16 protein-coding genes and 1 tRNA gene are annotated in these 20,361 nt (G+C 67.5%); 4 read left to right on the top strand and 13 right to left on the bottom strand.

The window, feature by feature from the left end:
• The 5 genes from D7T59_RS13080 to rph all read right to left on the bottom strand — a co-directional run.
• A partial coding sequence (locus D7T59_RS13080; RefSeq protein ID WP_180880420.1) for a DUF1631 family protein occupies window positions 1-1,897 on the bottom strand: 1,897 nt, incomplete at its 3' end.
• A gap of 200 nt (window positions 1,898-2,097) precedes the next feature.
• Entirely contained in the window at window positions 2,098-3,324 is a 1,227-nt protein-coding gene (hemW, locus tag D7T59_RS13075; protein ID WP_258013126.1) for a radical SAM family heme chaperone HemW, read from the bottom strand.
• 56 nt (window positions 3,325-3,380) lie between these two features.
• Window positions 3,381-3,977 carry an RdgB/HAM1 family non-canonical purine NTP pyrophosphatase gene (gene rdgB / locus D7T59_RS13070; RefSeq protein ID WP_111202675.1) on the bottom strand — a complete coding sequence of 199 codons (597 nt, stop codon included), beginning with the start codon at window positions 3,975-3,977 and terminating at the stop codon, window positions 3,381-3,383.
• A complete protein-coding gene (locus tag D7T59_RS13065) occupies window positions 3,974-4,363 on the bottom strand; it encodes a VOC family protein (protein WP_164138460.1) in 390 nt (129 codons plus the stop codon). Before D7T59_RS13065 ends, rdgB begins: the two co-directional genes overlap by 4 nt.
• The gene (gene rph, locus D7T59_RS13060) at window positions 4,360-5,085 is read right to left on the bottom strand and encodes a ribonuclease PH (protein WP_005410889.1); all 726 of its coding nucleotides are present in this window, start codon (window positions 5,083-5,085) and stop codon (window positions 4,360-4,362) included. The genes D7T59_RS13065 and rph overlap by 4 nt, the downstream gene beginning before the upstream one ends.
• Before the next feature lie 124 nt (window positions 5,086-5,209).
• Here rph and D7T59_RS13055 point away from each other — a divergent pair, with 124 nt between their 5' ends.
• The gene (locus D7T59_RS13055) at window positions 5,210-6,070 is read left to right on the top strand and encodes a YicC/YloC family endoribonuclease (protein WP_019661992.1); all 861 of its coding nucleotides are present in this window, start codon (window positions 5,210-5,212) and stop codon (window positions 6,068-6,070) included.
• Between the two features lie 57 nt (window positions 6,071-6,127).
• Here D7T59_RS13055 and selD read toward each other — a convergent pair whose 3' ends face one another.
• The 8 genes from selD to fdnG all read right to left on the bottom strand — a co-directional run bounded on the left by selD (window position 6,128) and on the right by fdnG (window position 16,710).
• Window positions 6,128-7,207, bottom strand: a complete 1,080-nt coding sequence (selD, locus tag D7T59_RS13050) for a selenide, water dikinase SelD (protein WP_180852616.1) — start codon at window positions 7,205-7,207, stop codon at window positions 6,128-6,130.
• A 26-nt stretch (window positions 7,208-7,233) separates the two neighbouring features.
• A tRNA-Sec gene (locus D7T59_RS13045) sits at window positions 7,234-7,329 on the bottom strand.
• A gap of 24 nt (window positions 7,330-7,353) precedes the next feature.
• On the bottom strand, window positions 7,354-9,285 hold the full coding sequence (gene selB / locus D7T59_RS13040; protein ID WP_180852615.1) for a selenocysteine-specific translation elongation factor: 1,932 nt from the start codon (window positions 9,283-9,285) through the stop codon (window positions 7,354-7,356).
• Complete coding sequence (gene selA / locus D7T59_RS13035; RefSeq protein WP_180852614.1) at window positions 9,282-10,706, bottom strand: L-seryl-tRNA(Sec) selenium transferase; 1,425 nt, start codon at window positions 10,704-10,706, stop codon at window positions 9,282-9,284. The genes selB and selA overlap by 4 nt, the downstream gene beginning before the upstream one ends.
• A 3-nt stretch (window positions 10,707-10,709) precedes the next feature.
• Window positions 10,710-11,693 carry a formate dehydrogenase accessory protein FdhE gene (fdhE, locus tag D7T59_RS13030; RefSeq protein WP_180852613.1) on the bottom strand — a complete coding sequence of 328 codons (984 nt, stop codon included), beginning with the start codon at window positions 11,691-11,693 and terminating at the stop codon, window positions 10,710-10,712.
• A 376-nt stretch (window positions 11,694-12,069) separates the two neighbouring features.
• A complete protein-coding gene (locus D7T59_RS13025) occupies window positions 12,070-12,717 on the bottom strand; it encodes a formate dehydrogenase subunit gamma (protein ID WP_180852612.1) in 648 nt (215 codons plus the stop codon).
• The gene (fdxH, locus tag D7T59_RS13020; protein WP_180852611.1) at window positions 12,714-13,631 is read right to left on the bottom strand and encodes a formate dehydrogenase subunit beta; all 918 of its coding nucleotides are present in this window, start codon (window positions 13,629-13,631) and stop codon (window positions 12,714-12,716) included. The genes D7T59_RS13025 and fdxH overlap by 4 nt, the downstream gene beginning before the upstream one ends.
• A 10-nt stretch (window positions 13,632-13,641) precedes the next feature.
• A complete protein-coding gene (gene fdnG / locus D7T59_RS13015; RefSeq protein WP_180852610.1) occupies window positions 13,642-16,710 on the bottom strand; it encodes a formate dehydrogenase-N subunit alpha in 3,069 nt (1,022 codons plus the stop codon).
• Between the two features lie 290 nt (window positions 16,711-17,000).
• Between fdnG and gmk the strand changes: the two genes are divergently transcribed.
• From gmk to D7T59_RS13000, 3 genes are all read left to right on the top strand, one after another.
• The gene (gmk, locus tag D7T59_RS13010) at window positions 17,001-17,666 is read left to right on the top strand and encodes a guanylate kinase (RefSeq protein WP_014038334.1); all 666 of its coding nucleotides are present in this window, start codon (window positions 17,001-17,003) and stop codon (window positions 17,664-17,666) included.
• 110 nt (window positions 17,667-17,776) lie between these two features.
• Window positions 17,777-18,076 (top strand): DNA-directed RNA polymerase subunit omega, encoded by a 300-nt coding sequence (rpoZ, locus tag D7T59_RS13005; protein ID WP_005410877.1) that lies wholly within the window; start codon window positions 17,777-17,779, stop codon window positions 18,074-18,076.
• 105 nt (window positions 18,077-18,181) lie between these two features.
• A complete protein-coding gene (locus tag D7T59_RS13000) occupies window positions 18,182-20,344 on the top strand; it encodes a RelA/SpoT family protein (protein ID WP_180852609.1) in 2,163 nt (720 codons plus the stop codon).
• Window positions 20,345-20,361 lie beyond the last annotated feature (17 nt).

The following is a 20,361-nucleotide window of genomic DNA, read 5'->3' as shown; positions in this document are numbered from 1 at the left end:
CCTTCAGGCGCGCGCTGAGTTCGGTACGCGAGGTGCTGTCATCCTCGCCGCCGGGTGTCGCCAGCCTGCGCGCGACCGCGGCGGCTTCCTCGGCGTGGTAGCCCACCTGTACCAGCGCGGCTTCCACGTCGCCGGCCAGTGCCGCATCGGTACCACCGGGGGCGTCCACAGCCTGCGCGGTCACCGCTGCAATGCGCTGGGTCTGTTGCAGGCGTTCCTGCCATTGCGGTGAATCATCGCCGTGGCGCAGGCGGGTCAGGGTGAGGGCATCGGCCCAGGCCTGGCGCAGCAGCGTCTGCACGAAGCGCGGCGGTGCCTGCGCATCACAGCACTGGTCGATCTGTGCATTGGCCTGGCGCCGGGCCAGTTCCAGGCGTTCCTTGCCGCGCGCGGCTTCGACGTGGCGGCGTTCGGCCAGCTCGGCGCGATGAACCGCCGCACGCTGGTGCTGTTGCACGTCCTCGCTGGCGGTGGCGAAGGCTTCCGGGGTACGGACATCCTGGCCCAGCAGGCCCTGCACGCTCTGCGCCATGCGCTGCAGCAGCTGCGGATCGACATCATCATCGCCCAGCCAGCTGGCGCCGGCTTCGGCGACCTGGTTGAGCAGTTCGCGGGCGGGGTGCTCGTCACGCACGAAGAAGCCGGGGTCGGCCATGGCGGCGCGCGCCAGTGGCACCTGCAGGCGCGCCAGCAGGGCTGCCGGCACCGGGTCAGGGCGTTGCTGCTGCTGCACCTGCTGCATCAGCAGGCGCAGCAGGTCGAGGTTGTCACGGTCATGGCTGCCGAGCTGCGCCTGTGCGCCATGTTCGCTGCGGAGCTGGGCGACAACGGCCGCCTGCAGATCGGCAACGCCGGTGGCGGCGCTGGACTGGGCCTGCAGTCGCGCGAGTACGGCATCCACGGCGGCGCTGGGCACGGCGACGCTCTGCGCGGGCGCTGCGCCGGCCTGCCGGGCCTGCTGCAGCAGTTCATGCAAGGCGCTGCCGGCGGAGGTGGTCAGCCCGGGGATGGCCGAGCCGACGGTACCACTGTCGCTGACCGCATCCTGCAGCAGGTTCGACCACGAGCCGGAGGGGGCCGGCCCGTTCCAGCCGGTCAGCGGCGCTGCGGCACGTTTGGCGGGCTGCGTCGCGCGGCCACCACCCACCGACTGGGTGATGATGCGCCGCGTGCTCGCCGAGCGTGCCAGGTAAGGGGTGTAGACCAGCCCGGGCAGGACGCCCTGCTGGGACAGCAGGGCGTTGGCGCGGTCGAGTACATCGCCCAGGCGCTCCAGTACCTGGCGTTCGAAGCTGCGGTACAGCGCCAGCTGCACTTCGGTGCTGAGACCGTCCTGTTCGGCCAGCCTGCGCACCATTGCACACAAGGCCTGCGGTGCAAGGGGCAGGGCGTCGGTCTCGAATGCCGGCGCAGCGGCGAGTACGCCCAACCGCTGGCCCAGCAGGTTCAGCGAGTTGGTTGAACGCAGGGTTTCGCGCCGCACCATCTCGGTCAGCAGCAGATCGCGGTCGACATCGTGTTCGGCGACCAGGGACAGGCCCAGCATGCCGGGCAGCGGTGGTGGCGTGGAAAGCGCCGGCGCCGCCGCCGCAGGGTCACGCAGGCGTGCCAGGGATTCGGCGACTGCGTCGAGCATGCGATCAGGGAAATGACCGGCGAAGGCATGCAGCTGGCCGCGCTGGGCCATCAGGTCCGCCTGCTGCATGGGATTGCGCGCGCGATCCGCGTCGTGCAGCAGCGCTTGTTCCAGCGCTTCAACGGTAAGGATCAGGGGCGCGGCCAGGGTCTGCCGGCAGAGGCCGATCAACGCGCCCAGCAGTTCGCGTACCCGCGGCGGCAGGTCGGCCGCAGCCAGGCGTGCTTTGTCGGCAGGGGTTGTGGAGAAGACAGCTGACATCTGCGAGCGGTACCCGGATTCCCGCGGATCGATCTGGTGAATCTACCGTGTCGGCCGATGTCGGCGCTACTTTAGGCTGAACGTGTCTCTCGTTCGCTGGGCGGGGCCGACGGATGAACGTAGTGCCGGCCGCTGGCCGGCAGCGCTGTCTTMATCGGATTGCCGGCCHGCGGCCGGCACCACCCCTTGCGGCGGAAGGCTTATTCCTCCAGGAACAGGCTCACCACATCGTTGGTGAAGCGGCGGCCCAGTTCGGTCGGCTGCACATGGCCATCCGCCAGCTGCAGCCAGCCGCGCTGGACGGCCTCGGCCAGTGGTGCGTCCAGCACGCTGCGCGGCAGCCCGGTACGCGATTCGAAATCGCGCAGGCTGAAACCTTCGTGCAGGCGCAGCAGGTTCAGCATGTACTCGAACGGCAGGCGCTCCGGCGCGATCACATCGTCGCCACCGAACGAGGCCGGGGTACCCGCGCTGTCCAGGTAGGCCTGCGGGTGCTTCAGTTTCCAGCGCCGCAGCACGTGTTCCTCTGCACCGGAACTGATCTTGCCGTGCGCACCGGCACCAATGCCCAGGTAATCGCCGAAACGCCAGTAGTTCAGGTTGTGCGCGCTCTGCCGGCCGGGGCGGGCGTAGGCGCTGACTTCGTACTGGCCGTAGCCGGCCTGCGCGAGCAGCGCCTGGCAGTGTTCCTGCATGTCCCAGGCGTTGTCTTCATCGGGAATGCCCTGCGGCGGCCGCGCGAAGAACACCGTGTTCGGTTCCAGGGTCAGCTGGTAATGCGAGATGTGCGCCGGCTGCAGCGCGAAGGCGCGCTCCAGGTCGGCCTCGGCACCGGCCACGGTCTGTTCCGGCAGCGCGTACATCAGGTCGATGTTGAAGTTGTCGTAGCCCGCGTCCTGCGCCATCTTCACCGCGCGCTCGGCTTCGCCACTGTCGTGGATGCGGCCCAGGCGCTTGAGCATGGCATCGTCGAAACTCTGGATGCCGAAGCTGAGGCGGTTCACGCCGGCCGCGCGGTAGCGGTCGAAACGGCCATGCTCGGCCGTGCCCGGGTTGGTTTCCAGGGTGATTTCGGCATTGGGCGCGAAGCGCAGGCGCGCGCTGGCCTGCTGCAGGAAGCGGTCGATCCCCTCCGGCGGGAACAGGCTGGGGGTGCCGCCACCGAAGAACACGCTGTGCACCACCCGGCCCCAGACCAGCGGAAGGTCCTGGTCCAGGTCGCGCAGCAGTGCATCGATGTAGGCATCGAACGGCAGCTCGCCCTTGGCCTGGTGCGAATTGAAATCGCAGTACGGGCATTTGCGCACGCACCATGGCAGGTGCACGTACAGCGACAGCGGCGGCGGCACCAGTTGCGGCGCGCTGTCGTGGTCAGCGGAGCAGGCTTCGCCGGGCAGGTGGTTGCAGTGGTCGTGGGCGTGCGGCATGGGCTTCTTCGGTAGTGCCGGCCGCTGGCCGGCTTCCCTGGTTCGATCGGGTGGCGTCAGTACAGCGTCGCCAGCTGCTGCTTGAGCTGCTGCAGGGCAAGGGCACGGTGGCTGATGGCGTTCTTCAGTGCCGGCTCCATCTCCGCGGCGGTCAGGCCGTGGGTGGTGTCCAGGAACACCGGGTTGTAGCCGAAACCATTCGTGCCGCGCAGTTCACGGATGATCTGGCCCTCCCAACGGCCTTCGCAGATCAGCGGCTGCGGGTCGGTGGCGTGGCGCAGCAGCACGATCACGGCATAGAAGCGGGCGCTGCGCTGGCCGTCGGGAACATCGGCCATCGCGTCCAGCAGCTTGGCGTTGTTGGCCGCCGCGTTGGTCGGGTGGCCGGCATAGCGCGCGCTGTACAGGCCCGGCGCACCGCCGAGGGCATCGACGATCAGGCCCGAATCATCGGCCAGCGCCGGCAGGCCGGTCGCTTCGCAGGCCGCGCGTGCCTTCAGCAGCGCGTTCTCGACGAAGGTCAGGCCGGTTTCTTCCACATCGCCTAGGCCCAGTTCGGCGGCCGAGGTGATCTGCAGCGGCAGGTCGGCGAGGATCTCCTGCATCTCCACCAGCTTGCCGGCGTTGTGGCTGGCCAGTACCAGTTTCTTCATTGACGGGGCTCCAGCAGGTCCCAGGTGTTGCCATACAGATCGCGGAACACCGCGACCGTTGCATAGGGTTCTTCGCGCGGCGCTTCCAGGAACTCGACGCCGGCGGCCAGCATCGCCGCGTGGTCGCGGTGGAAGTCGTCGGTGTTGAGGAAAAAGGCGACGCGGCCGCCGGTCTGGTTGCCGATGCGGCTGCGCTGCGCGTCGTCGCTGGCGCGCGCCAGCAGCAGGGCAGCGGCACTGCCGTCGGTCGGCCCGACCACGACCCAGCGCTTGTGGCCCTGGTCGACGTCTTCCAGCAGCGCGAAGCCGAGCTTGCCGGTGTACCAGGCGATGGCTTCGTCATAGTCGGCCACCACGAGGGTGGTCAGCGCGATCCGGCGGTTCATGCCGACAGCGCCGCCTGCTGTGCAGCCAGCAGCTCGCCCACGCCCTTTTCGGCCAGGCCCAGCAGCGCGTCCAGCTCATCGCGACGGAAGGCATGGCCTTCGGCGGTGCCCTGCAGCTCGATGAAGCCGCCGCCGTCATTCATGACCACGTTCATGTCGGTGTCGCAGTCGCTGTCTTCGGCGTAATCCAGGTCCAGCACCGGGGTGCCGCGGTACACGCCCACCGACACCGCCGCCACCGCGCCCAGGATCGGGTTGCGCTTGATGTCGCCGCGCTTCATCAGCACGTTCACCGCATCGACCAGGGCCACGTAGGCGCCGGTGATGGCGGCGGTGCGGGTGCCACCGTCGGCCTGCAGCACATCGCAGTCGAGGGTGATGGTGCGCTCGCCCAGCGCGTTGCGGTCCACGCAGGCGCGCAGGCTGCGGCCGATCAGGCGCTGGATCTCCAGCGTACGGCCACCCTGCTTGCCACGGGCCGCTTCACGGTCGCTGCGGGTGTGGGTGGCGCGCGGCAGCATGCCGTACTCGGCGGTGACCCAGCCCTCACCCTTGCCGCGCAGGAAGCCCGGCACGCGGTTCTCGACGCTGGCGGTGCACAGCACACGGGTTTCACCGAAGCACACCAGCACCGAACCTTCGGCGTGGCGGGTGAAGCCGCGTTGGATGACGACCGGGCGGAGCTGGTCGGGCTGGCGGCCGCTGGGGCGGGAATCGGACATGGTGCGGGTTCCGTAATGGCGAGGGAGTACGCCGCCACGCCCGCGGCCTTCACGGGGCGGGCAAGGGGGCTCTGGTGAGGGCGCTAGGGTACCATTCCCCCTTTGCACGCACCGGACACAATCCATGATTCGAAGCATGACCGCCTACGCCGGCGGCGAGCGGGTCACCCCGTGGGGCACGCTGGGCTGCGAGCTGCGCTCGGTCAACCACCGCTTCCTGGAGGTCGGCACCCGCCTGCCCGAGGAACTGCGGGCGCTCGAGCCGCAGCTGCGCGAGCGTATCGCCGCACGCCTGAGCCGCGGCAAGCTGGATCTGGTGATGCGCCTGCGCGCGCCGGAAGCGGCCGCCAACCTGCAGGTGGACGAGGCCCTGCTGGGTCAGCTGGGCCGCCTGGCGCACCGCCTGACCTCCGATTTCCCCAACCTGCAGGTCAGCTTCACCGACCTGCTGCAGCTGCCGGGCGTGACCCGTGGCGAGGCCACTGATGCCGCCGCCCTGCAGGTCGAGGCACTGGCCCTGCTGGACCAGGTGCTGGACGGCTTCGTCGAGGCCCGTGAGCGCGAAGGCGGCAAGTTGTCTGCGGCCATCAGCGAGCGCGTGGACGGCATCGAACGCATCGCCACCGAAGTGCGCACCTTGATTCCGGCCATTCGCGACGGCCAGCGCGCCAAGCTGGCCGCCCGCCTGGCCGACCTGCCGCACCCGGTCGACCCGGGTCGTGCCGAGCAGGAGCTGGTGCTGTGGCTGCAGAAGCTGGACGTGGATGAAGAACTGGACCGGCTGGGCAGCCACATCGTCGAGATCCGCCGCGTGCTCAAGCAGCGCGAGCCGGTCGGCCGCCGCCTGGACTTCCTGCTGCAGGAGTTCAACCGCGAAGCCAATACGCTGGGGTCGAAGTCGGTGGACAGCCGCACGTCCAATGCCGCGGTGGAGCTGAAGGTGCTGATCGACCAGATCCGCGAACAGGTGCAGAACATCGAGTGATGTTGGATCCAGCGATACAGCAGGGGCGCCTTCGGGCGCCCTTGTCGTTTCAGCGCATCAGCGCACGCTGATGCCCGGTGTTCCAGCGCTCAAGCCGCCGATCACGACTGCCTGGCCGAACCCCGCATCGTGGAAGCAGGCCAGCACCGCATCCACCGCCTCCGGGGCACAGGACACCAGCAGGCCGCCGCTGGTCTGCGGGTCGGTCAGCAGTGGCTGCCAGTGGGCGGCCAAGCCCTCGGCGAAGCGCACCTCGGCGCCATACGAGGCCCAGTTGCGGTTGGAGGCGCCGGTCACGCAGCCACGCTGCAGCAGGTCCAGGGTCTGCGGCAGCAGCGGCACCCGTGCACTGTCCACTTCGGCGGCGACACCACTGGCGCGGCACACTTCCAGCAGGTGGCCGAGCAGGCCGAAGCCGGTGACGTCGGTCATGGCATGCACGCCGTCCAGCGCGGCCAGCGGAATGCCCACGGTGTTCAGGCGGGTGGTCGACTCGATCATCTGCCGGTAGCCGTCGGCGTCCAGCACTTCTTTTTTCAGTGCCGACGAATACACGCCCACGCCCAACGGCTTGCCCAGCACCAGCACATCGCCGGCGCGGGCATCGGCATTGCGCTTGAGGCGTTGCGGATCGAGCACGCCGATCGCGGCCAGCCCATAGATGGGTTCCACCGAATCGATGCTGTGGCCACCAGCGACCACGATGCCTGCGTCGGCGCAGGCGCGTTCACCGCCCTGCAGGATGCCGCGGATGGTGTCCTGCGCCAGGGTGTTGATCGGCATGCCGACGATGGCCAGCGCGAACAATGGCCGCGCGCCCATCGCGTACAGGTCCGACAGCGCATTGGTGGCGGCGATGCGGCCGAAGTCGAACGGGTCGTCGACAATCGGCATGAAGAAATCGGTGGTGGCGACGATCGCCTGGCGGTCATCAAGGCGGTACACCGCTGCGTCGTCGCTGGTCTCGCGGCCGACCAGCAGTTCAGCCGGTGCCGGAAGCGCTGGCACGCCACGCAGCAGTTCGGACAGTACGCCCGGCGCGATCTTGCAGCCGCAGCCGCCGCCATGCGCCAGCGAGGTCAGTCGTTGCGGGGCATCGGCCGTTGAAGGGGCGGGGGACTGCGCGTACGTGGCCATGCCGACATCTCCTGCGGAAACACGAATGGCGGAAGGCAGCAGGAGTCGAACCTACCAGGGAACGATCGACGCCCCCTACTGGGTTTGAAGCCCAGCCGCATGCCCGGATGCGCATGCCTTCCGAAAGTGCCGCGGTACCGGTCGACTCAGTCGCGGGCTGCGTTCCATTGCAGATCGCCACGCGGCCGATGCTGGTCACCGACGCGTCGAGTGTAGCCAACGCGATTGAAGAACTCCAAGATCTGGATGCTGCGCTTGCGGCCCAGGCCGATGGCATCGCGGAAGGCTGCCGCATCCACCGTGCCGCTGGCCTGTGACAGCTGCGCGACGATCGCGGCCAGCTCGGCAATGCGGGTTGGCGCATAGAACAGGTCCGGTACCACCTGGAACAGTTCACCACGTGCGGCGGCGCGACGCAGGACGGCGCGGACCTCGTCTTCGGCCAGTCCGGCGTCGGCGGCCAGGGGGCGCACCCACGGTGGATCGAAGCCACCGGCGTGCAGTTGCGGCAGCACGCGTTCCAGCAGAAGGCGTTCGCGTTCCGGTGGCGCATGGTCATGGCCGGGCAGGCGCCACCACGCGCCCACGCGCTGCAGCGTGCCATCGGCCAGCAGGTCCTGCAGCAGCGCATTCCAGAGGCTCGCTGCAAGCGAGGGCAGCGTACTGCGCTGCAGGCGCCCGCTGTCGACGCCGGGTTCGTCCGGGCGTCGCCCATGCCATCCACGCAGCGAGGTGATCACCTGCTCGCGCAATGCCTGCCAGTGCGAGGCGAGGATGATCACGGTGTCTTCGCGGGTGGCAATACGCTGCGCGTCTGCAGGCAGATTGATCTGGTCGGCGGCGCGCCGGCAATAGCGCTGCAGCGCGGCCATGGCAATGCCGAAGGGCGCCTGCTGCAACAGTGGACCGATTCCCGCACCCTCGGCCAGTTGCTCCAGTGCTCCCAGCCATGCGAGCCGTGCAGGACTGCGCCGACGCCGCTGTGGCGGGTCCGGATCGAGCACGATGCCACCGCCCAGCGTACGGGATGCCGCCGAATCCCGGGCAATGAAACGATCGCCGCACATCGCGCAGACCGGCGCGTCGAACACCAGCTGCACGAGCTGGCCATTGCCGAGGTCATGGTCTTCCAGCAGCACCACATGGGCCTGCCGGTGCATCGTGCCCCAGTGGATGTGCAGCGGCACCCGGTCGCGCAGTGGTGGTGCCAGCGCGGAAAGCCGCAGGCGCACATCAACGCGGGTGGTGGCCAGCAGTGCGCGCGGGTCGGCGATCCAGTCGCCGCGGTGGATGTCGTCGCGGGCGATGGCGGCCAGGTTCAGCGCGCAGCGTTGCCCTGCCATTGCGTGGTCACTGGCCTGGTTCTGCGCGTGGATGCTTCGCACGCGCACGTCGGTGGCGGGCGGCATCAGCTGCAGATGCTCGCCAACAGTGGCGATACCGCCGTGCACCGCGCCGGTCACCAGCGTGCCGTGCCCGGCCAGCGAGAACACGCGGTCCACCGGCATGCGGAACAGCTCGCCGCGCAGCCTGGCTTGCCGCGCGCTGGCATCGCCTGCGGCCCAGGCATGCAGGTGGGCACGCAGCGCGTTGATGCCAGCATCGCCGGGTACGGTGCTGTTGCAGGTGAACACAGGGGAATCCTGCAGCGGCGTGCCGGCCAGCAGGGCCGCGATCTCGATCTCGACCCGGGCCAGGCGCGCGGCATCCACGCGGTCGATCTTGGTCAGGGCCACAGCGCCACGGTCCACGCCCAGCAGCTGCAGGATCGCCAGATGCTCGCGGGTCTGCGGCATCACGCCGTCGTCGGCGGCGATCACCAGCAGGGCAACATCGATGCCGGTCGCACCGGCCACCATCGTATGCACGAAGCGCTCGTGGCCGGGCACGTCAACGAAGCCCAGCGTGGTTGCGGGGTCTTCGCCGTCCGCGGCTTCCACCGGAACATAGGCATAGCCCAGCTCGATGGAAATGCCGCGCGTACGCTCTTCCTGCAGGCGATCGGTTTCGATGCCGGTCAGTGCCAGCACCAGGCGTGTCTTGCCATGGTCGATATGCCCGGCGGTGCCGACGATCATGCCTGCAGCGCGCTCCATTGGGCCAGGAAGACGGCTTCGTCGGCCGGTTCCAGGCAGCGCAGGTCCAGCCACAGCGCGTCATCGGCAATGCGGCCCAGCACGGGTCGCGGCAGCTGACGCAAGCGCTTGGCCAGGCGATCCAGTCCGCCACGGCGCGCGCTGGTAATGCGCAGTCCGGCGCTGGCCAGCTGGGCCTGTGGCTGGGCGCCGCTGCCGATCTGGCTGTGCATCGCTACGCATTCGACGCTGTAGTCTGCAGCCAGTCCGGCGCGCACCGGCTGCAGCAGGCGCTGCGCCTGCGCAGAAACATCGTCGTGCGTGCGTGACAGGGTGCGCAGGGTCGGCAGCCGCTGTGCCAGCAGCTCCGGTTCGCGGTACAGGGCCAGCACCGCTTCCAGCGCGGCCAGGCCCATCTTGTCCATGCGCAGTGCCCGCTTGAGCGGGTTGCGGTTGATCCGCGCAATCAGGTCCGCACGGCCGGCGATGATGCCGGCCTGGGGCCCGCCCAGCAGCTTGTCGCCGCTGAACGAAACCAGATCGGCGCCAGCCGCCAGCGTTTCCTGCACGGTGGGTTCGTGCGGCAGGCCGAACGTGGACAGATCGCACAGGCTGCCACTGCCCAGGTCCACGACCAGCGGCAGGCCATGCTCGTGCGCGACGCCCGCCATCGTCGCAGTGTCAACTTTGGCAGTGAAGCCCGTGATCGCGTAGTTGCTGGCATGCACCTCCATCAGCAGCGCGGTGCGCGCGCTGATGGCATTGGCGAAGTCGGCCGGGTGGGTGCGGTTGGTGGTGCCTACTTCCAGCAGCCGCGCGCCGGCGCTGCGCATCACATCGGGAATGCGGAAGGCACCGCCGATCTCCACCAGTTCGCCGCGCGACACCACCACTTCGCGGCGATTGGCCAGGCTGTTGAGCAGCAGCAGGACCGCAGCTGCATTGTTGTTGACCACGGTGGCGGCTTCGGCGCCGGTCAGCTCGCAGACCAGCGCCTGCACCCGCGTATCGCGGTCGCCGCGACGACCACGGGAGATGTCGAATTCCAGATCGACCGGCGCGGCCATCACGCGGGTCACCGCCTGTACCGCGGCCTCGGGCAACAGGGCACGCCCGAGGTTGGTGTGCAGCACGGTGCCGGTCAGGTTGAACATCGGCTGCAGGTCCAGGCGCGCGTCGGCGGCAAGCCGGGCATCGAGTGCCGCGACCAGCGCCGGGCCGTCGATGGCACGCTGCAACTGTTCGGCTGAAAGCTGCGTGGCGGTGATGCGTTCGCGCAGTTCCTGCAGGTGCGAACGCAGCAGCTGGGTGATGCGGCTGCGGCCGTGGCCTTCGATCAGCGCCGCCAGTGCAGGCAGGCGCAGCAAGCGGTCCAGCGAGGGCAGGGCGGCGGCCGATGCCGGGGCGGGGGACATGGCAGCCATCGGTCAGTCGCCGTCGGATTGCCACAGCAGCGGATTCTGGCTGGCGCGCGCATAGCCTTCCTCGGCCAGCAGCAGATCCAGCGCCAGCGTGCCGAGGTCATCAGCCACCGGCTCCAGTGACGGGTTCTTCTCCAGATACAGGATCTTGCGATAGCTGTGGCAGTGGTCGCAGGTTTCGGCGCGCACCGCACTTTCGCGCACCGCCTCGCCGCTGTCGCCGTCCACCTCGGCCAGGGCGCGATACGCAATGTCCTTGCCCGCGGCACCGCACTGGCTGCACTGCACGCGTACGTAGTGCCACTGGCAGGCGCACAGCGAGCACGACAGGTAGCGATAGGAGGCGTAGGGCGGACGCGCCTGCACCATGCTGGCCACCGGCAACGTGCCACACAGCGGGCACAGCCCAGGTGCATCCGCCAGCGGCCTGAGGTCGGTGGGGCGGAAGCTGGCCGCGAGCACCGCCCAGTAGACCTGCAGTGCGTTCATCACCAGCAGCGCCGCAACCGCGTCCACCGATGGCGCGTCATCACGCTCCAGCACGGCATGCGCCTGCGCATCCAGCCACGCGTCATCGGCAGCGGCCACGCGCTGCAGTTCCAGTCGGGTTTCCGCCGGCAGCCCGGCTTCGTCGGCACAGTGCTGGCACAGCGTGCGCAGCCAGTTGCGCCAGCAGCCATCGAGTTGCAGGGTATTGGCCGGCCGCAATGGCATGCCGGCACCGGCTGCCGCACTCGATTGCTGCGCGCGCGCCTGCGCTTGCAGCGCCTCGCACTGCTGCGGTGTCAGCTCGTCGAGCACTGCCTGCTGTGCATCGGCCAACGCCGCCAGCAGCTGCAGGTAGCCGCCGATGGCGCTGTGCGCGGCCAGGCTGCGCAGGCGCGTCGCGCGCTCGGCGAACAGGGAAGTGACATTGGGCAGGATGATGCGCGGGACATCGCGCGAGGCGAGCGTCTCGATCTCACCGGGTTCAAGGATGCGTTGCGCCATGCAGGGCCAGCCGGAAGAACCAGCCTCCATCCTCGCCGTTGTCGGCGCTGGCGTCCAGCGTGTTGCCGGCCGTTTGAAATGGTTGGGGTCAGATCCGTTTTCCATAGGAAAACGGATCTGACCCCATCGGTTGTTGCCGTGTTCATCGTGTCGACCAAGGTCGACACCCACCAACAGCAGCGGAAAACTGTCGAGGGCGGGGCACTGTGGGTTTGCGGGGTGTCCGCGGCATGGATGCCGCGGCCAAGCCCCCAGGGATGGCTTCACGGCGTCCCCGCAAATCCACAATGCCCCGCCATCCCACGTACAGCCAGCTTTTGACGTTGATGTTGATGTTGACGTTGATTCTGCGGGTGCAGGGCCGCAGGCCCTGCCGTTAACCCTGTTCCCGACGCCCGCGCAGGATGTCCCGGAACCATTGCCGGTGATGCTTGTACGCCCACCCGTAGGTCACCTTGCCCTGGGTCATCGCCCGCACCGACCCCTTGATCCAGATCGCCGCATAGATGTGCACCACGATCGCGCAGATCAGCACCCAGCCGAACAGCGCATGGGCAAGCACCGAGAAGCGGATCACCCCGATCGGGAAGAAATGACTGAAATACTGCCGCCAGATCACGAAGCCGGTCAGCAGCAGCGCCGACAGACAACCGATGATGGCCCAGAACAGCAGTTTCTGGCCGGCATTGAAACGGCCCACTGGCGGCAGCTTCTCGTCCTCGTTGCGCAGCACATCGCGCATGCCGCGAATCCACTTGCCATCGTCGGCGGTCGGCAGATTATCGCGCCACATGCGCAAGGCCAGCAGTGCAAAGCCCACCACCATCGCCAGGCCGATGAACGGATGCAGGATGCGCGTCCACGGCCCGCCGCCGAACAGCTGGGTCAGCGGAAACAGGGCAGGGTGGAACAGGGCCAGGCCGGACAAGGCCGTCAGCACGAAGCAGATCGCCACGATCCAGTGGTTGATGCGGGTCGGCGCGCGGTAGCGGATGATCTGTCGCGGGTGCGGTGCGTACTTCATGGCCGCTGCTCCTCTTCGATCTTCTTCGCCTCGTGTTCGGCTTCCTCTTCTTCCTCGTCATTGACCGTATTGCGGCCGATGCCGATGTAATGCAGGAACCCAGCGAAGGCGGTGGCGGCGATCGCCAGCACGCCCAAGGGCTTGGCCACGCCCTTCCAGACCTCCACCATCGGGCTGATGCGCGGGTCCTTGGGCAGGTCGGCATACAGTTCGGGCTTGTCCACGTGCTGCAGCACGTACATCACGTGGGTGCCACCGACGCCCTGCGGGTCGTACAGGCCGGCGTTCCCGTAACCGCGTGATTTCAGGTCTTCGACGCGGCCGGCGGCATGTTCGGTCATCGCCTGCTTGCTGCCGAAGGTGATCGCGCCGGTCGGGCAGGTCTTCACGCAGGCCGGTTCCTGGCCCACTGCCACCCGGTCCGAACACAGCGTGCACTTGTAGGCCTTGTGGTCCTTCTTGGAGATGCGCGGCACATCGAACGGGCAGCCGGTGACGCAGTAGCCGCAGCCGATGCAGTTCTCTTCCTGGAAGTCGACAATGCCGTTGGCGTACTGGATGATCGCGCCGGGCGACGGGCAGGCCTTCAGGCAGCCCGGGTCGCTGCAGTGCATGCAGCCTTCCTTGCGGATCAGCCACTCCAGCTTGCCCTTCTCGTACTCGTATTCGCGGAACTTCATCACCGTCCACGACTGGTCGCTCAGGTCCGGCGGATTGTCGTAGCTGCCGACGCAGCTGCCGACCTCGTCGCGCAGGTCGTTCCACTCCATGCACGCGACCTGGCAGGCCTTGCAGCCGATGCACTTGCTCACGTCGATCAGCTTTGCGACCTGGCCGGTGTGTGCACCACGCGCCTCCGGCGAGGGCGTGGTGGTGGCCGAGCGGCGGATGATGTCCAGCGATTGCAGTGACATGGCGTGTCTCCTACACCTTCTCGACCTTGACCAGGATGCACTTCGATTCGGGCGTCTGCGAGTTGCCGTCACCGATGGCGTTGGTCAGCGTATTGGCGATGTAGCCGGGCTTGGCTGCACCGAGGAAACCCCAGTGGATCGGTATGCCCACCTGGTGCACGGTCTTTCCATCGATCTGCAGGGCCTTGATGCGCTTGGTCACCATCGCAACGGCTTCGATGTGGCCGCGCTTGGAACTCACGCGCACGCGGCTGCCGTTGTTGATGCCCAGCTCGTCGGCCAGTGCGGCACCGATCTCGACGAACTGCTCGGGCTGGATGATGGCGTTGAGCTTGCCGTGCTTGGTCCAGAAGTGGAAATGCTCGGTCAGGCGGTAGGTGGTGGCCACGTGCGGGAACTCGTCCGGCGAACCGATCTGTGCGCGGTCGCTGGCGAACACGCGCGCGGCCGGGTTGTTCAGCGTCTGCGCCTGGCCGGGGCTGAGCGGGTTGCTGCGCAGCGGCGTATCGAACGGTTCGTAGTGCTCCGGGAACGGCCCTTCGGCCATGCCGGCCTTGGCGAAGAAGCGGGCGATGCCTTCCGGATTCATGATGAACGGGCCCATGCCGCCGGCCGGATCTTCGTCGGCCTTGAAGTCCGGCACGTCCACGCTGCCCCAGTTTTTCCCGTTCCAGGCCAGCAGCGTGCGCCGCGGATCGAACGGTTGCCCGGCCATGTCACAGGAGGCGCGGTTGTACATGACGCGGCGGTTGGCCGGCCACGCCCAGGCCCAGCCCAGGGTATTGCCGATGCCGGTCGGGTCACTGTTGTCGCGCCGCGCCATCATGTTGCCGGTCGGGCCCCAGGCGCCGATGTAGATCCAGCAGCCGGAGGAGGTGCTGCCGTCGTCGCGCAGGTCGCCGAACGCGGCCAGCTGCTCGCCGGCCTTGCGCACCAGCCTGGTTGGATCCTTCGGGTCGAACACATCCACCAGCGCCTTGCCGTTGTATTCCATCGCCAGTTCTTCCGGCGTCGGTGCTTCGGGGTTGGAATACTTCCAGGCCAGGTCGCGCACGGGCTCCCACCAGGCGCCGCCGTCCTTCTCGTACATCGCCTTGATGCGATGGAACAGCTCGGACATGATCTCGATGTCGCTGCGCGCTTCGCCCGGCGGGTTGGCGCCCTTCCAGTGCCACTGCAGCCAGCGCGAGGAATTCACCACCGCGCCGTTCTCCTCGGCGAACGAGGTGGTCGGCAGGCGGAACACCTCGGTCTGGATCGCGCTGGGATCAACATCGTTCAACGCACCGTGGTTCTGCCAGAACGCGATGGTCTCGGTTTCCAGCGGGTCCATGCTGACCATGAACTTCAGCTTGGAGAACGCGCTGATCAGCTTGCCCTTGTTCGGCGCCGAGGCCAGCGGGTTGAAGCCCTGGCAGATGTAGCCGTGGATCTTGCCTTCGTTCATCAGCTCGTACGCCTGCAGCATGTCGTACGGCTTGTCGAGCTTGGGCAGATGGTCGAAGCACCAGTTGTTGTCGGCGGTGGCGGCGTCACCCCACCACGATTTCATCAGGCTGACGTGGAACTTCGGGTAGTTCTGCCAGAACGACATCTGGTTGGCGCGCAGCGGCTTCTGCGTGCGCTTGGCGATGTACGCGTCGTAGTCCTGCTCGTCCTGTTTCGGCAACGTCAGGTAGCCGGGCAGCAGGTCGGACATCAGCCCGATGTCGGTCAGGCCCTGGATGTTGGAATGCCCGCGCAAGGCGTTCATGCCACCACCGGCCACGCCGATGTTGCCCAGCAGTAGCTGCACCATGGTGCCGGCACGCACGTTCTGCGCGCCGATCGAGTGCTGCGTCCAGCCCAGCGCGTACAGGATGGTCATCGCCTTGTCCTTGCCGGCGGTGGACGCGATCATCTCCCAGACCTGGCGGATGCTGTCGGCGGGCGTGCCGCAGATGCGCTCGACCATCTCCACGGTGTAGCGCGCGTAGTGCTGCTTGAGCAGGGTGTAGACGCAGCGCGGATCCTTCAGCGTCGGGTCGCTGCGCACGAAACCGTCATCGCCGTACACGTAATCCCAGCTGGAGCGGTCGTAGCTGCGCTTCTCTTCGTTGTAGCCCGAATACAGGCCGTCCTTGAAGGCGAATTCGTCCTTCACCAGGAACGACATGTCGGTGTAGTTCAGCACGTACTCGTGCTGGATGCGGTCCTCGGTCAACAGGTAGTTGATCAGGCCACCCAGGAACACGATGTCGGTGCCGGTGCGGATCGGCGCGTACACGTCGGCCACCGCGGCCGAGCGGTTGAAGCGCGGATCGACCACGATCAGGCGTGCCTTGTTGTGTGCCTTGGCCTCGGTCACCCATTTGAACCCGCACGGGTGCGCCTCGGCGGCATTGCCACCCATGATCAGGATCAGGTCGGCATTCTTGATGTCGACCCAGTGATTCGTCATCGCACCACGGCCTAGCGTCGGGGCAAGACCTGCCACCGTCGGGCCGTGTCAGACACGTGCCTGGTTGTCGAATGCCAGCATGCCAAGCGAGCGCACGACCTTGTGGGTCAGCACCGCAGTCTCATTGCTGGTGGCCGAAGCCGCCAGCATGCCGGTGGTCAACCAGCGGTTGACCGTCTGCCCGGCCTCGTTCTTCTGCACGAAGTTGGCGTCGCGGTCTTCCTTCATCAGCCGCGCGATGCGGTCCAGCGCATCGTCCCAGCTCAGCCGCTTCCACTCGTTCGAGCCCGGCGCGCGGTACTCGGGGTAGAGCAGGCGCGACTTGCTGTGGATGATGTCGGCCAGGCCGGCACCCTTCGGGCACAGCGTGCCGCGGTTCACCGGATGGTCCGGGTCGCCCTCGATGTGGAAGATGCTCGGCTCGGCGTTCTTGGCGCCATCGCCGAGGCTGTACATCAGGATGCCGCAGGCCACCGAACAGTAGGTGCAGGTGTTGCGGGTCTCGGTCGCGCGGGTCAGCTTGTACTGCCGGACCTCCGCGAGCGCGATGCCGGGCGCGAAGCCCATCAATGCCAGGCTGGAGCCGACCAGGGTTGTCCCGGTCACTTTCAGGAACTGGCGGCGGCTCATCGATGGCATGCCGTTCTCCTGGGATGGCGGGGAGGCGCAGGCCTCCGGGCTGTCGTTGGGTACGGCCCGGTTATAGCACAGGCCCCCGCACGTCCATGTGGCACAAGGCCCGGCGCCTGCCGGGCGGGCGCGCAACGGGGCCGCTCTGGTAAAGTTGCGTGCCCGTACCCCGGGGAAGCGTCTGCCGGGCCTGGTTCCAGGATGTTCCGCGCAGCCCCCGCCGTCCTGGCGCGATCCTCCGCGCCGGATCTGGAACACCGAGGAAAAATTTTGCGAAATCAACCCGTTGGATCCGCCGCATGAGCGCCCCGTCGAAGCCGTCGGACGCCGTTGCGCGCGGCACGCTGTACATCGTTGCCGCCCCGTCCGGCGCCGGCAAGAGCAGCATCGTTAATGCCACCCTGGCGCGTGACCCGCAGATCGCGCTGTCGATCTCCTTCACCTCGCGCGCGATGCGCCCCGGTGAAGTGAACGGCCAGCACTACCATTTCGTCTCTGCGGAGAAGTTCGAGGAAATGATCGCCGCCGGCGACTTCTTCGAGCATGCCTGGGTGCACGGCGACTGGAAGGGCACCGCCCGGCAGTCGGTGGAGCCGCAGCTGGCCGCCGGCCAGGACGTGCTGCTGGAAATCGATTGGCAGGGGGCGCAGCAGGTGCGCCAGCTGGTGCCGGGCACGGTCACCGTGTTCATCCTGCCGCCGTCCAAGCAGGCCCTGCAGGACCGCATGCGCAAGCGCGGCCAGGACAGCGAGGCGGTCATCGCCCAGCGCCTGGGCGCGGCCCGCGATGAAATGCTGCACTTCAACGAGTTCGACTACGTCATCGTCAACGAGGTGTTCGACACGGCCGTGGACGAGCTGTGCGCCATCTTCACCGCCAGCCGCCTGCGCCGGGAGGCCCAGAAGGTCCGCCACGCCGGCCTGATCCAGGCCCTGTTGACCCCCGATCCGGGCGCAACTGACTGATTCCAAAAGAATCGGGTGGGGGTTGGCTTGATTTTGTCCAGCCCCTGCCAGTACACTCCGTCCCCTTTCCCTCATTCGACTGAGCGGCCGACCGGTCGCCGGGAGCCCGTATGGCCCGCATCACCGTAGAAGATTGCCTGGAAGTCGTTAACAACCGTTTCGAACTGGTCATGATGGCTTCCAAGCGTGCCCGCCAGCTCGCCAACGGCGTGCAGGCCACGCTGGACAACAGCGAGACCGAGGACAAGCCGACCGTGCTGGCGCTGCGCGAAATCGCCGCCCGCAAGATCGACAACGCGCTGATCGACGAAGTCGAGAAGGCCGAGCGTGAGCGCGCCGAGCGCGAAGCGCTGGAGTGGGCCGCCGCCGAAGTGGTCGCCGACGAAGACATGTCCAAGAACGACGATTGATCGCATCGATCAACGTCATTGCTGGATCGCCGAACAGCCCGCCCCGTGCGGGCTGTTTCGCATTCAGGATTTGCCGTAAACGTCGCGCTGGAATAGGCTTCGGGCATGAACCCAGGCCCCACTGCCAAGGTCGCCGCAGCCCCCGCTGCCGCCGTACCCGACTACGTCCTCCAGCTTGAACGCGCCGCCCATTACCTGCCGCCGGAACAGCTGCCGCTGCTGCGCCGTGCCTGGGAAGTCGGAGCCGCCGCGCACGCCGGGCAGACGCGCAAGTCGGGCGAGCCCTATATCACCCATCCGGTGGCCGTGGCGCAGGTGCTGGCCGAGCTCGGCCTGGACGTGGAAGCGCTGATCGCCGCGATCCTGCACGACACCATCGAAGACACCCCGCTGACCCGTGAGGCACTGGCCGCCGAGTTCGGCGAAGCCGTGGCCGAGCTGGTCGACGGCGTGACCAAGCTGGACAAGCTGAAGTTCCGCGACCGCCAGGAAGCGGCCGCCGAGAGCTTCCGCAAGATGCTGTTGGCGATGTCGCGCGACCTGCGCGTGATCATGATCAAGCTGGCCGACCGCCTGCACAACATGCGCACGCTGGGTGCACAGAGCCGCGAAGCGCGTGGCCGCATCGCCCGCGAGACGCTGGAGATCTATGCGCCCATCGCCCAGCGCCTGGGCATGAGCCTGGTCAAGAGCGAACTGCAGAACCTCGGTTTCAAGGCGCTGTATCCGTGGCGCCACGCCATCATTGAAAAGCACATCCGCAGCCAGCCGGTGGTGCGCCGCGAGGCGATGGCGCAGGTGGAAGTGCAGCTGTCGCAGCGCCTGGCCAAGGAAGGGATCGAGCATCGGCTGATCAGCCGCATCAAGACCCCGTGGAGCATCTACAACAAGATGCGCGACGAGAACAAATCCTTCGACCAGGTGATGGACGTGTTCGGCTTCCGCCTGGTGGTGCGCAGCGTGCCCAGCTGCTACCACGCGCTGGGCTCGGTGCATGCCACCTTCAAGCCGCTCGATGGCCGCTTCCGCGATTTCATCGCCATTCCCAAGGCCAACGGTTACCAGTCGCTGCACACCGTGCTGTTCGGGCCCTACGGCTCGCCGATCGAAGTGCAGATCCGTACCGAGGAGATGGACCTGATCGCCGAGCGCGGCGTGGCCGCGCACTGGACCTACAAGTTCGGTGGTGATACGCCCAACAGTGCGCAGAGCCGCGCGCATGCCTGGATCGTCGAGCTGATCGATTCGCAGCGCGCCGCCGGTTCTTCGCTGGAGTTCCTCGACAACGTCAAGGTCGACCTGTTCCCGGACGAGGTCTACCTGTTCACCCCGAAGGGCAAGATCCTGGCCCTGCCGCGCAACTCCACCGCGCTCGATTTCGCCTACGCCGTGCATACCGATGTCGGCAACATGGCAGTGGCCTCGCGCGTGGACAAGAAGCTGGTGCCGCTGCGCACCAAGCTGGTGTCCGGTCAGTCGGTGGAGATCATCACCGCACGCTCGGCCACGCCGAAACCGCAGTGGCTGGAATTCGTGGTCACCAGCAAGGCACGCACCGCCATCCGCCACCAGCTCAAGCAGCTGGAGCACGAGGACGCCGTGCAACTGGGCCACCGCATGCTGGACCGCGCGCTGGAAGCGATGGATTCCTCGCTGGAACGGCTGCCGAAGGGGCGCCTCGATGCGTTCCTCACCGAACACCGCTTCCCGCGCCTGGAAGCCCTGCTGGCCGAGGTGGCGCTGGGCAACTGGATGCCGACCCAGGCCGCGCAGGCACTGATGGCCTACGCCGAACTGCGCGGTGGCCCGCATTCGCGCCACCATTCGCAGGAAAAGATCCTGATCAACGGCAGCGAGCGTGGCGTGGTCACCTTCGCCGGCTGCTGCCAGCCGATTCCCGGCGACGAGATCATGGGCTACCACACCGCCGGCAAGGGCATCGTGGTACACCGCATGGACTGCCCGAACCTGGCCGAGCTGCGCAAGTCGCCCGAGCGCTGGGTGCCGATCGGCTGGGACACCACCGTTTCCGGCGACTACGACACCTCGCTGGTGGTGGAAGTGGAGAACGGCACCGGCGTGCTGGCGCAGCTGGCGGCCGCCATCGCGCAAAGCCACTCCAACATCGAGCGCGTGGACTACCTGGACCGCGACTTCAACGCCGCCGTGCTGGCATTCAACATCCAGGTGCGCGACCGCAACCACCTGGCCGAAGTGATGCGCCGCCTGCGCCGCCTGTCGGTGGTGCAGGCGGTACGCCGCCAGTAACGCGAACCCGGTAGTGG

Origin of the sequence: Stenotrophomonas maltophilia, from assembly GCF_013464915.1 — a bacterium.
Lineage (GTDB): Bacteria > Pseudomonadota > Gammaproteobacteria > Xanthomonadales > Xanthomonadaceae > Stenotrophomonas > Stenotrophomonas maltophilia_AT.
This window is presented reverse-complemented; position numbering and strand designations above follow the sequence as displayed.